The organism is Ruminococcus sp. MCC718 (assembly GCF_018783905.1).
Taxonomy (GTDB): domain Bacteria; phylum Bacillota; class Clostridia; order Lachnospirales; family Lachnospiraceae; genus Hominisplanchenecus; species Hominisplanchenecus faecis.
On sequence record NZ_WQNP01000007.1, the window covers coordinates 1 to 12431 of the forward strand.

15 protein-coding genes are annotated in these 12431 nt (G+C 37.2%); 1 reads left to right on the forward strand and 14 read right to left on the reverse strand.

What is annotated here, in order from left to right; genetic code table 11:
• Nucleotides 1–179: 179 nt before the first annotated feature.
• Nucleotides 180–1403: an AI-2E family transporter gene (locus GPK60_RS00920; RefSeq protein ID WP_173866738.1), complete on the reverse strand. Its 1224-nt coding sequence runs from the start codon at nucleotides 1401–1403 to the stop codon at nucleotides 180–182.
• 269 nt (nucleotides 1404–1672) lie between these two features.
• Here GPK60_RS00920 and GPK60_RS00925 point away from each other — a divergent pair, with 269 nt between their 5' ends.
• Nucleotides 1673–2188, forward strand: a complete 516-nt coding sequence (locus GPK60_RS00925; protein WP_022118466.1) for a helix-turn-helix transcriptional regulator — start codon at nucleotides 1673–1675, stop codon at nucleotides 2186–2188.
• A 51-nt stretch (nucleotides 2189–2239) separates the two neighbouring features.
• On the opposite strand, the gene GPK60_RS00930 is transcribed toward GPK60_RS00925, so the two are convergent.
• From GPK60_RS00930 to GPK60_RS00990, 13 genes are all read right to left on the reverse strand, one after another.
• Complete coding sequence (locus GPK60_RS00930) at nucleotides 2240–2656, reverse strand: hypothetical protein (RefSeq protein WP_173866737.1); 417 nt, start codon at nucleotides 2654–2656, stop codon at nucleotides 2240–2242.
• A gap of 21 nt (nucleotides 2657–2677) precedes the next feature.
• Entirely contained in the window at nucleotides 2678–2893 is a 216-nt protein-coding gene (locus tag GPK60_RS00935; protein WP_147633043.1) for a hypothetical protein, read from the reverse strand.
• A 703-nt stretch (nucleotides 2894–3596) separates the two neighbouring features.
• Nucleotides 3597–4775, reverse strand: a complete 1179-nt coding sequence (locus tag GPK60_RS00940) for an HNH endonuclease domain-containing protein (protein ID WP_173866736.1) — start codon at nucleotides 4773–4775, stop codon at nucleotides 3597–3599.
• Nucleotides 4736–5338, reverse strand: a complete 603-nt coding sequence (locus GPK60_RS00945; RefSeq protein WP_215658686.1) for a class I SAM-dependent methyltransferase — start codon at nucleotides 5336–5338, stop codon at nucleotides 4736–4738. The genes GPK60_RS00940 and GPK60_RS00945 overlap by 40 nt, the downstream gene beginning before the upstream one ends.
• A gap of 97 nt (nucleotides 5339–5435) precedes the next feature.
• The gene (locus GPK60_RS00950; protein WP_173866734.1) at nucleotides 5436–5612 is read right to left on the reverse strand and encodes a hypothetical protein; all 177 of its coding nucleotides are present in this window, start codon (nucleotides 5610–5612) and stop codon (nucleotides 5436–5438) included.
• Nucleotides 5590–6030, reverse strand: a complete 441-nt coding sequence (locus GPK60_RS00955; protein WP_250843960.1) for a hypothetical protein — start codon at nucleotides 6028–6030, stop codon at nucleotides 5590–5592. Before GPK60_RS00955 ends, GPK60_RS00950 begins: the two co-directional genes overlap by 23 nt.
• Nucleotides 6031–6032: 2 nt before the next feature.
• The gene (locus GPK60_RS00960; protein WP_215658687.1) at nucleotides 6033–6914 is read right to left on the reverse strand and encodes a helix-turn-helix transcriptional regulator; all 882 of its coding nucleotides are present in this window, start codon (nucleotides 6912–6914) and stop codon (nucleotides 6033–6035) included.
• Nucleotides 6915–7298: 384 nt separating this feature from the next.
• The gene (locus GPK60_RS00965; RefSeq protein WP_215658688.1) at nucleotides 7299–8675 is read right to left on the reverse strand and encodes a HAMP domain-containing sensor histidine kinase; all 1377 of its coding nucleotides are present in this window, start codon (nucleotides 8673–8675) and stop codon (nucleotides 7299–7301) included.
• Nucleotides 8663–9325, reverse strand: coding sequence for a response regulator transcription factor (locus GPK60_RS00970; RefSeq protein WP_055162935.1), 663 nt, complete (start codon nucleotides 9323–9325; stop codon nucleotides 8663–8665). Before GPK60_RS00970 ends, GPK60_RS00965 begins: the two co-directional genes overlap by 13 nt.
• Nucleotides 9326–9339: 14 nt before the next feature.
• Nucleotides 9340–10080 carry a lantibiotic immunity ABC transporter MutG family permease subunit gene (locus tag GPK60_RS00975; protein ID WP_215658689.1) on the reverse strand — a complete coding sequence of 247 codons (741 nt, stop codon included), beginning with the start codon at nucleotides 10078–10080 and terminating at the stop codon, nucleotides 9340–9342.
• 1 nt (nucleotide 10081) lies between these two features.
• Nucleotides 10082–10813: a lantibiotic immunity ABC transporter MutE/EpiE family permease subunit gene (locus tag GPK60_RS00980; RefSeq protein WP_004853398.1), complete on the reverse strand. Its 732-nt coding sequence runs from the start codon at nucleotides 10811–10813 to the stop codon at nucleotides 10082–10084.
• Entirely contained in the window at nucleotides 10806–11519 is a 714-nt protein-coding gene (locus GPK60_RS00985) for a lantibiotic protection ABC transporter ATP-binding protein (protein ID WP_005609481.1), read from the reverse strand. The genes GPK60_RS00980 and GPK60_RS00985 overlap by 8 nt, the downstream gene beginning before the upstream one ends.
• Nucleotides 11520–11597: 78 nt before the next feature.
• The gene (locus GPK60_RS00990; protein ID WP_252191254.1) at nucleotides 11598–12347 is read right to left on the reverse strand and encodes a class I SAM-dependent methyltransferase; all 750 of its coding nucleotides are present in this window, start codon (nucleotides 12345–12347) and stop codon (nucleotides 11598–11600) included.
• Nucleotides 12348–12431 lie beyond the last annotated feature (84 nt).

Below are 12431 nucleotides of genomic sequence, written 5' to 3' on the forward strand. Positions count from 1 at the left end.
TGCCTTCGGCTATATCCTTCCCACTACCGGGCGGATTCGGGACTTTAACCCGTTAGAAACGTGCGCCGCTAGGCGCACCTGCATAAAAGGCAATGAACCATTTCTGATTCACTGCCTTTTTCTTTACATATTTTTCCTTTTTATCTTCTGAATATCTTCAGGAATTTTCATAATGTACTTTATTCTGTTCTGTTCATTTCCTTTCCTTCTATAGCAGCAATTTCTTCTTCCGTATATTCTTCTATTTTTGTTGCTGTTACCTGTTTGATATGTTGTTTTTTCAGGTGCAGATATACGAATTCCCGAAAAATAGTATAGAACACTGACAACAGTGGAATAAAAACAAGCATACCTACAATTCCCATAATGTTTCCACCGACTGTAACGGCTGCCAGCACCCAGATGGACGGAAGACCTACAGATTCACCAACAACATGGGGATAGATCAGATTTCCCTCTATCTGCTGCAGTACCAGAAATACTATTATGAATAGAATTGCCTGTTTCGGGCTTAGCATAAAGATTAAAAAGCTTCCTACCGCACACCCGATGAAAGCCCCGAAAACAGGGATTAATGCCGTAAACGCAATTAAAATTCCAATCAGGAGTGCATATGGCATCCGCAAAATACTCAGTGTAATGACAAACATACATCCAAGAATCACAGCTTCCAGACACTGACCTGTAAGAAAGTTTGCAAATGTCCGATACGTGAGAGAACAAACTTTAAGAAATGCATCTGCTTTTTGTTTTGGAAGAAAAGCGAAAAATACTTTTCTGACCTGTACATGCAGCTTTTCTTTCTGAAAAAGAATATAGCAGGCAAAGGAAACCGCAATGAAAAAGGTTGTTAATCCACTGATCAGGGAACCCACTGCAGACATTGTCGTATTCATCATATTTCCTGCACCGTTTCCAAGAAGGCTTATTGCCCATCTGACTGCCTGATCCAGATTAAACTGCAGCTGATCTGTCAGTTTTATAATTTCCTGATTATTATGGAAAAATTCTCGAATCCAACTTTGCATATGCGGGATAAAATCAGCGATGCTCGTCATCAAAGTTCCCATTGTTCGTGTAAGCTGCGGAATCACACCAAACATTACCAATGAGATCACACCAACTACTAATACAACCGTAAGGAGCAGACTTATCGGTCTTGACAGTTTTTTAACTATCTTATTTTCTTTTTTTGCCTTTTTAAAAATTGTCCTTTCCAAAAAGCTCATTGGCACATTGGTCAGAAATGCGATAGCTCCACCAAGTATAAACGGAAATATAATCCTCCATATGGTTTTCAGCACACCGAGTACCATATCAAACTTCCACAGGGCAACTACAAGAAGTGCCGTAAATACAATAAGCTCCCTGATTTTTTTAATAGATATTTTGTTTAGATCCACTATTTTCTCCTTTTTCAATCGTTTATTTTGTGTGATCGGTATTTGTTTTATTTTAACTTAGCATATATTAAAAATCAAGGTTTTTGGACACGGATGTCTTTGGATAATTTTTTGCAGCACATTTCAGGACCGTATAGCCAAAATCTATTATCTCTTGTTGTTTACTGATGTTTCAAGTATAATGAAATTTATAAAAGAAATACACGTACAGCATATGGACTTACAACGCGATAATCCTAATGTTTTGTGATATACAGGAGGTTATTCTCATGGGAAAGCAATCTAAAAGAGAAAATAAGACGATTTATCAGATTTGCCGGGAAGAAGCCGGTCTCACCAGATCAGAAGCCAGTGAAAAGATGACAGCTGTTTCTGATTCTAAAATCGAAAAATTTGAATATGAAATACAGGAACCAACACCTTATGATATCATCCAGATGGCTGATGCTTACAGACGACCGGATCTCTGCAATTATTACTGCTCCCATAAATGCGAAATCGGTCATCGTTATGTTCCGGAAGTCAAAGTTTCCGACTTATCCAATATAATTCTGGAAACCATTGCCAGTCTGAATGAAATCAATCCTCTTACTACACGCCTGATCCAGATAGCTCGCGACGGCAGGATCAGCGATGATGAGATAAAAGATTTTGCACTTATCAGCAAAAAACTGGATGAAATTTCTCTGGCAATAGATTCACTGAATCTCTGGATTGATAAGACCGCCAGCGAACAGGCATTGAATATTGAACTGCTGAATGAGGAAAAAGAAAAGCTGAAATAATCCATAACGCACGAAGGGCAATGAACCATTTCTGATTCATTGCCCTTCTCTTTACATACGCTGTAATTGATTAACGATACTTTCTGTTCTTAGAATAGCTTCTTCTACCTGTCTTTTTGCATTATTGATTCGATCCTGGACCATCCAGTCCACAACAAATCCATCAAAAAAATAATCTGCAAATGAAAGAAAATTTCCGGTATCGATATGCAGGTTACATGCCATATTTACATCATTTAATTCTCTGCTGAAATTACGGAGATCATACTTTGCCTGCTCCATATTCTGCTTCGCCTGCTCCATTTTTGAATGTTTCAGCATTGTACTGAAAAATCCTCCGCCAAACATATCTACCAGACCCCAGTTTTTTGCACTGTTCAGATTTTCTTTTGCTGTACTAAGACTGTTTAAGGCTCTATGTCCAGCTTCAATTGCTTCTCTTTTTTCTTTTTCAATATCATATCCCATAAAAAACACCTCTCTGACTCTTTATGAATGTGAAGTTACAAGTCCGATAATCCCACCAATGATCAATAGCGGAAAAGCTATATACATTAATCCGCCTACCACCATTCCAATCAATATCACCGGAAAGAAAATAACCGTACAAAGTAATTTCAGGATTCCCCAGGATGCTTTTAAGCCAAATATAAAAAATTTTCCAACAAACCAAATCATACAAATAGTAAATAATAATGATAACATCTTTTTTCTCCTTCTAACACTCATCCAGTTGTGAGTGATTCATTTTTTGTTGTTTATCTGATATAAAATCAGATGTATTTTTCACTCCAAGCTTGTTACTGAATTCCGGATTTTTTTCAATCTTTTCTATTATCCGAATTAATCGTATTCTCCGTGCTGCATTCATCTGATCACCTCGCTAATATCCACCTTTTCTGTTGATATTGTCAGTATAGCAAAATAATTTTTTACAATACACATCCGTAGTAAAGAATTAAATCTTTATAATTCCCGTTTTTTGAGAAATAACACAAAATAAGGCTCAAAAGGGCACTTTTCCTTTTGAGCTTATACACTTTATCAGCTAACGTATTTTACTTTCATTTTTCCTCATGAAATGCTTCCCTCTTCTTTAATTCTGATACAAAATCACACGATTTTTGCATTCTCCGTCATCCAGTGTGAACTTCTGAAGCTGTATTATTTACATCATTTTTCTTATTTACATCATCTAAGGACTTCATTGTCGGAAATTTTTTTGATTTTTCTTCATTACCCTTCGTGATGCTTCGCTGTGCTATTTCTCAAAAACATCTTAACTGTTCAGCACCTTCACAGTTACGAGCAAAAATGCATTTAAAATCACCTCACGGTATAATGGCTGCCCAGATTTCCTTTTCTTTCCGAGATAAGCCAAATAACCCCATCGTATTATGATCTCCTTCTATCCATAGTTCCAGATTTCATATCCCTGTCTTCTGGCCGAATCATATACCGGCATCATGTTCCTTTCCAGAATGTTATAAAATACTTCTCTAGAATTACCTTTACGGTACAATTCCTGACCAGCCCAGATGGAATGCAGATTATCCCGATAACACGCTTCAAATCGTTTGTGAAGATCTGGTCTTTCATTTATCATTTCATACATCAGATACTGGTTTCCAGCAAACACTTCAAAAAATGGATTCCACTTGGGTAAGCGGTTGCTTTTTGCCGAATTCAAGGATGAATCCATCGGCATCAGATTCCACAACTCATCATTCATTACAAAAGACCATGGAATGAAATGATCTACATCATACTGCGTTTCTTTTACTGGCTGTCCTGTGAAAATATCCCTTATTTCCTGTATTTTCATAATTCCCTGCCACAACTTCCGCACATTTGACAGTTTTCGCATTTTTTCATCCATTGGAGCAAGCTTATAAATCAAGCCAGGCACTTCAGGATTATTATTCTGAAGCCATTTCACTTTTTCATATTGAATCCAGCCAAGGATATTAACTGTATTATCCTGAATCATTGCTACCCAGTCTGGATGAAAATGCACTTCTTTTTTCAATTTGCTGCTATCACCCAATACATATGGCAAAGGAGTTACCAGTTCATTTATTTTTTGAATATACGCTGTAATGCGTTTGACACTTCCCCAGTCCGGCACTTCATTACTCCTTGTAAAAAAGCCTGCCAGTGCTCTATATGGCACCATATTAGTCAACTGTTCTTTTGCTTTCTTTAAACCTGCCTGATGTTCCCGAATAGCATTCTTTATTTCAATCTTAGATGCATTTGCCGGAAGATCACTGAGTTCTGTCAGCTGTAAAATTGCCCTTTCCAGACCATCTCTGACCAATCCATCTGCCTGTATTCCACTAAGATGAATATGAAATTCCCGTACTGAATACCAGGCATTCGCAATCATTTCATTAATAATCTCATCAAATGTTGTCTCATTTTTTCCTTCTGAAATAATATGTACCACAGCCTCCAGCCAGTAAAACTTGTAGCAATAAGAGGGATCTTTCATCATCTGAGAGAAAGCTTCAATATCCAGTTGATTATAATAGTTTGCTTCAATATTCAACAAACATCTGTCTTGCGAAGCAATATATTCAACCATCTTTCATCACCTCTTCCTTCTCTCACATCTCCGGTGATCCACATTTTTTCTATCTGTAGTCCAGAAATCTTCCTTACAAACTCTTCAAACATCCCTTCTGTAAAATCCGTAAAATATCGACCATTTCGTTCACCTTCAAATGTACCGTATTTGAACGATGTATAAATTATGCCATTCGTTTTTAATGCTTGATGCATTTTGTGAAATATATTTGGTAATTTTTCTCTGGATAGATGAAGAACGGAGGCACATGCCCAGATTCCATCATATTGGTTTCGGTCATCAAGTTCTTCAAACAGCATCTGTTTTACTTGGATGCCTGTGTAATCAGTTGCCATTTTACAAATCACACCTGATCCATCTGTTGCGGTTACATGATAACCATTATTTAGAAAATACTTTGTATCACGTCCAGATCCACAACCAAAATCCAGAATAGAAGCATCAGGAGAGAGATGCTTTGTAAATATTTGCTGTACTTCCGAAAAATCTACATTCTTTGTAGTTTCAGAAAAAACAGCAGCATTGCTATTATAATAATTTAGTGTTATAGCATTACTCATATTCATACCATCCCTTTCCGACTTTATTATAGTGCCACAAATCTTGACACCTGCTAATTTCTTGCATATTTCTACTCTGTCTATCAGGCATTTATTCTTATTCTAATCTTGTTAATGCATCAATGACTTTTTGCTCAAGTTCTTTTTGCTGTGTTGCTGTGAGCTTATTAGATGTTCTCACTAAGACAGTACCAATTACTGTATGTGTTCCATTTGCATAAATTGTTCCATCATAAGTTGCAAGGTAATCTCTACGTTTTTCTGCATCTTCCACATTTTCGTAACTCCTCTATGCAGGATACCAACAAAATTGTAAGAAATGCAGACGTACTACCTATAGAAAATGAAAAGTCTTCTGTAAATGAAAACTGATTTATACTGCCGCCAAATAATACTGATGTACCGATTGAAGCCGTCACTATCACAGCAAATATCAGCACTGCAATTAATATATATTTAGGTTTTATTCTATAAAACCCAATCAGCTTCTTCTTAAAATCATTAATGAGTGCTTTATTCTTAGACGTAAATACAGTTACTACGGCAACCATGGCAGGTGAAACCAAGCCAAGAAACATTCCAAGATAAAGCCCCGTCCCTTCATTAAGTAAAATTGCAAATAGCCACCAGAACCAAGTGCAGGCAAATGTAATCAAATAGAATCTGACCGGTCGATATATATACTTTTCCATGACTACACCTCAGCCTCTACAATCACAAGCTCACTCTTTATACCATTGAACTCAATGTAATTGTCTGCTTCGGCATCTGAAAAGTCATCAACCTTTTTGCCCTGTCTCTCATAATAAATATGAGTTGCTATTCCCTTTTTTGTGCTTCTAAATCTATAATCTGCAGGAAGTGTAAGTCTTGATGTTGCTGACAACTGATTAATCTCAAGCGCACCCTCATGTGATAAAACACTGATCTGCATATCAAGATTTGAATCTATCTCAATTTCACTTTTATTTCCCTGAAGGGTAACTTCGCTAATTTTGCCATTTACCTCAATATGTTCATTTTCTATATCAGTAATATTCAGTGTCCCTGCATTAACTGATAATTCGATTTTTCCAATATATTTTATTGGAATAAAAATAGTAATGACCAAACTCTCCTTTGCATCTGCTTCACTGGCTTCATTAAATCTGTTAAGATCAATATCGATTCGGTTTTTTATATCATCAATCTTTACTTTATAATCTGCCAGAAGATTCTTATAGACATTTGAAAACATTGTGACTTCAATTTTTTCTCCATGATATGCCTTTAAATCTACAGCATATGCTCCACCAAGCTTGATATCAAAATTCTTCTTACCATCAATATCGTATTCAGTACGACTTTCATAGATGTAATTAGACTGCTTTTTCTCTGATTTCTCATTCGAAAGTAATTCATCTACTGATATCTGGAAGAGATTTGCTATTGCCATCAGATTTGCAATATCCGGTGTTCCTGTTCCATTTTCCCACTTTGTAATGGCTTGTCTTGATACACCGATTTTCTCAGCCATCTTCTCCTGTGAAAGTCCAGCCTGTTTTCTGTAATATTTAATTTGTTCTTCTAAAGTCATTTTTCCGCCTCCGTTTTCGGTTTGTTTTACTTCCTTCACAGATTAGCAAATTAACCTTTACCAAACAAGAAACATTAGCTGTCATTTCACTATTTTTCTGCTACTTTCCGTAGCAACGCCCTAAAATAAAGGTTTTTACAATGAAAACTAAATTTATCCAATCGCCAAATACCGATTGAACTAAATCGCTGTGCGATGGCCTTCGAAGGCTGTGGCGCAGTTTTCTCTTTAACTTAAAAAAGGCAGTAGATAATGAGTCCTAAAAGTAGTATTGTTAAATCACCACAAAATAACAATTGAACAGGATCATCATTAACACTGCCATGAATAGAATAACACCAGAATCTCGTTTTCACAAGAGGGTATAGCTTAATTGCGGTCTATTTAGCTTGTTTCTTGACTACTCAGGAAAAATATTTCTACCCTCGCCCCACCTGTATTTTCAGAATTTGAAAGTTTAATACCTCCACCATATTTTTCAGCCACAGTTTTTGCAAAAAATAGTCCCATCCCATAATGGGCTTCACCATTTCTACTTGTGTCATCCATAAAAAACTGCTCTGTGCCATGCAATAATGCTTCTTTTGTAAATCCTGATCCGCTATCCTCCACAATGAATGTCAGCCGGCCATCCTGCTCCTTTGCGTCAATATAAATGATTCCATTTTCTTTTGTATGCTCCACTGCATTCTGAATCATATTCATTACGGCCCGGAACATTGGATCATAAGCAATCGTTACCTTTTTATCACTTTGTCCCGCCTTCCAATCTATTTTCTGATGATAGATTTCTACCAGTCCGAGTGCCTGTTCCTTTATATCTGCGAAAAAATCTTCTAACCCCACCGTTGTATAGGTAACATCACTGCAATTCCATGATTTTGTGACATCTATCAACTGTTTTACATAACTTTGTATCTGTGTTGTGCCGTTCAAAACATAAGTGATATTATTCTTCTGTTCTGTGGTCAGTTCAGTCTCTGAAAGTAGTTCTGCATTTCCCCGTACAATCGTAAGAGGTGTTTTAATATCATGCGCCAAAGCAGACATCTGTTGTTTCTTTTCCTGCTCTGTTTTCCACTGCTTTTCTAAAGATTCTCGCAATGCATCTCGCATATCATCGATTGCCGATAAACAGTCATCAAACTCTTTGATACCGGAACAGGATGTCTCATATTCCAGATTTTGATCCTTTATTTGTCTGATTGCGTCTAATACAGGCTGCATCTGCTTTTTGATTCTTTTTCCAAAACGTATGGACGGAATGATGATAATCGCTACCGCTCCAATCACTGACATAATACTCATCACATTCTGTGGTCCTATAAAATGCTCCCTCAAAAAAGCTGAATGATATTGAGGTGTCAGGCGATATTGCAATACAACATATTCATTTTCCCTTACAATTACTTTATAAAAATATTTCCCGGATGCGTTTCCGTACTTTGCAACATTCCATGCTATCTGTTCGTATTGTTCTGACAGATCTCCACCTATTTTCTCTCCATTCTCTGAAAAGATTACATAATCACAAAGTGCAGGAATCATCTCAGCAGTTACTTTATCCGCACGTAAAATCGTATCATATGCTTCATTAATCTTTTGCTCTGCATAATTCGCCGGATAGATACAGCCCACACTAATCAAAAGGTACAGCAGCAGCCAAGCAACAATCACCAAACCTACTAATGATCCAAGCATGACCAGTACATATCTCATAAAAATCCAGCTGAGTGCATTGCTTCTCTTTACTCTTCCCATTTATATCCAATCCCCCAGACTGTTTTTATCGGTGTATAATCATAATCCGCAAATTTTGCTCTTATATTTTTGATATGCGTGATAATGGTACTGTCATTACTCTCATTGTCAAAGCCAAAGACCGCCTCCAATATCTGTTCCTTCGAGAAAACCTGTCCTCTGTTTTTAGCCAGAAATTCACAGATTTCGTACTCCGCTTTCGTAAGAGGAAGTTCCTTATCATCAACCAATAGTTTCTTTTGAGATATTTGAATACAGACCCTCCCCAAAACCATCCGGACAGAATGTTCCCTGTGCTCTCTTCTAAGATGTGCATTGATCCTTGCCCGAAGTTCCATCACTCCAAATGGCTTTGAAATATAATCATCTGCTCCTAAAGAAAGTCCGTTTACCAGACTGTTTTCCTCCGTTTTTGCCGTAAGAAACAAAATCGGACAATCCACAAGTGCCCTGATTCTTTTGCATAATTCAAAGCCGTCCATTCCAGGCATCATAATGTCAAGTAAAATCAGGTCATAACGATGTAATTCTTCCATATTAAGTTTCAGCGGATTACTTACTTTGGTAACCAGATGTCCATCCTTATTCAAAATGCTTTCTATCATTTCCAGAATTGCCGGTTCATCATCAACTGCCAGTATTTTTGCCATAGTTTCCCTCGATTCTATTCCGATATTCTGTTTCCTTCCCAGTGGTTTACCCACCAAAAATAGTATACCATACTAATCCCTGTAAATATTAAGTAACCTGGTATGAATGACAACCATTCACCTACACTAGTTTCTCCCAATACAGATTGCAGATAAGTATATGGTACTCTACCCGTCCAGCAGACAAATACATATTTCCACACATAATCTCCAAGTCCGGTAAGCATCAATGCACTAATTAGTCCTGATATAATCCCTGCTCCAATGGATACCCCTTTTCCAAACTGAAAAGCCAGAATCAGCTGCCACAGATAAAGTGGAACACTGCTTCCCCACAGCAGCAATGCTGCAAATATACATCCTTTCATGATTTCGATATCGCTTGATGCGATTCTTCCAAATCCAATTCCGAATATGATTGCTGTCAATAGGATAGAGCACAGACACAAAACCAGTAGCATCAACAGTTTCGATAAAAATGCTGCAGGTTTATCCGGTAAAGACAACAGATTTTGAAAATCACCTGCATTTTGTTCCTGTTCCATCACACTTGCTGTAAAAATTCCAATAAGTACCGGAAGTCCTGCTCCTATTGCCTGATAAAATGCAATCACTTTCATATTTTCATTCCATGGTGAAAAAAAGTAATATATTAAAAATATAACGCTGGTTATAATCGGAATCAGTAAGTGTGCCAGAATCACAGATGTTCCTTTCATCTTTCGCAAGTCTGCATTAAGAGATCTTCCAATCATCTTATTTCACCTCTCTTCTCTCAAACCATTTCAAAAACAGAACCGTTACAAAAACAAACCAGATGATTGAGAGACACATTCCCGGAACAATGACTCCCGTATCCAAAAGAGGATTCCCTGCTTCTGCGGCAAGTCCATTTGGTAAAACATGAAGCAACGGGCACATCATTCGCATAGGGATTGCAGAAACAAGTACATACCAGATTCTGGTTTGTGATATTACCACACCGCTGACGGTAATAAATAGGCAGACGAACAGGTTTACAATCATTCCAAATCGTTCACTTAAAAATAAAGCTACCGGAATCTCCCATAACTCAGAAACCGTCAGAAACAATACTGCAATCAACGCTCCTCCAACTGGAACATGTGTCGTTAGAAGAAAGCCTCCAAGCGTTGCTCCTGCAAACACAATCACATTAGAAAACAAAATCATGTACCCAATATAAATAATTTTCCCCAGCAACAATTTTCTTCTGTCTGTGGGAATAGTCATTAAATGATAGTATTTTATCTTTTTCTCCTGCGCCACAGAAAGATAACAAAATAGAGCAATCATCCCCGGCAGCAAAAGTGTATACCACCAGTTCCAAACACTTTCTGCATAAGCATTTGTCATCCCAAGAGTAAATATAAATGCCATGACAAATGTAAGAAGAGGAAATCCCCAGATAAACTTTTTTCGCATGGTTCTTTTGGCTTTTTGATGTTCTGCTTTTATAATATTAACCATGGATTTCACCTGCTTTCTGGTTTTTTCTTACCACATTCATAAACAAATCTTCAAGATTATCTCCCTGCTTTAATGCTCCTTCGTATCCTAAGATTCCACCTGAAATAATCCCGACTTTATCTGCAAGTAACTGTACCTCTGAGAGAATATGACTGGAGAGAATTACAGTGATTCCCTGTTCCGGAAAAGACCGGATCAGCTCTCGTAATTCCTCGATGCCTATTGGATCTAATCCATTCGTAGGTTCATCCAATATCAAAAGTTCCGGTTCTCCAAGCAATGCCATTGCAATGCCTAGTCTTTGCTTCATCCCCAAAGAAAACTGTCCTGCTTTCTTCTTTCCGGTGTTTGTAAGTGATACAATCTGCAAGACCTCATCAATTCTGTTTTCATCTGTACCAAGCAATAATTGTCTTACCTTCAAATTCTCTCTGGCGGAAAGATTTTCATAAATAGGCGGATTTTCAATTAACGCTCCTATTTTTGATAAATCTTTCCTATCCAAAAGTTTTCCATCAAAGTAAATCTTTCCTGCAGTTGGTTTCATCATACCGGTCAGCATTTTCAATGTGGTAGATTTACCAGCGCCATTCGGTCCAAGCAGTCCATAAATCTGTCCCTTTTCGATATTAAGTGAAACATTATTTACCGCTTTCTGTTTTCTAAAATATTTACATAGATTTTGTGTCTGTAACATCATTTCCATCTTTACTATCCTTCCTTCTATATTTCATTTCTTACTGAAATATAACCTAACAGAAAAAAATAAAGATTTGATGAAGATTTATTCCCGTATGGAATAAACCATCAATTGAATATCATTATCAGAACTCGGCTTTCCACTGAAATCAGCAAAGCTGTTACAAATACGAAGTCCTAATTTACAGAATATCTCCGTGATTTCATCCAAACTATATAACCTTATAGGATTTCCTTCTTTCATTTCAGGCTTATAAAGTGCTTCTCCATACATATAGTCTACCTGCCCATATATCAGCGTTTTTCTATCCTTCTCCCATTCAAAAGCAGATAATGTAAGTCCCTTTTCTCCTGCATCCCATAACTTGCAAGGGAAATGTGTTTGGGCATAGCTTTCATTCATGATATCCATAAAGTGCTTTCCACCATTTTTTAATGCTTTCGCAATGACAGAAAAAATCTTATGATTTTCCCCATCGTCTTCAAGATATCCTATTGCTCCATCCGCCATATTCAGCACAACATCAAATTCCTTATCAAATGTGATCGTGCGAATGTCCTGACAAATGAACTTTGCATTCAAATTTTCTTTTTTTGCCTGCTCGTTTGCATAATCTATGTACGCCGGTGTAATATCAATACCGGTAACATCATACCCACGTCTGGCAAACTCCAGTGAGTGCCGACCAAATCCACATGCAAGATCAAGTATTTTTTCCGTTCCTTTTAAATGTAACTGCTTGATTAGAAAATCTACTTGTCTGTTGGTGTCTTCTACCCATGACATATTCTGAATATCCAGCGTCCAATTTTTCTGATACCAGTCTTTTTCCATTGCTTCTGCTTTTCATTATTATAGAAAGCTGCCATATTCGGATACGGAAGTTCATCGGTTGCCGCAACCTCCACCGGAGATACA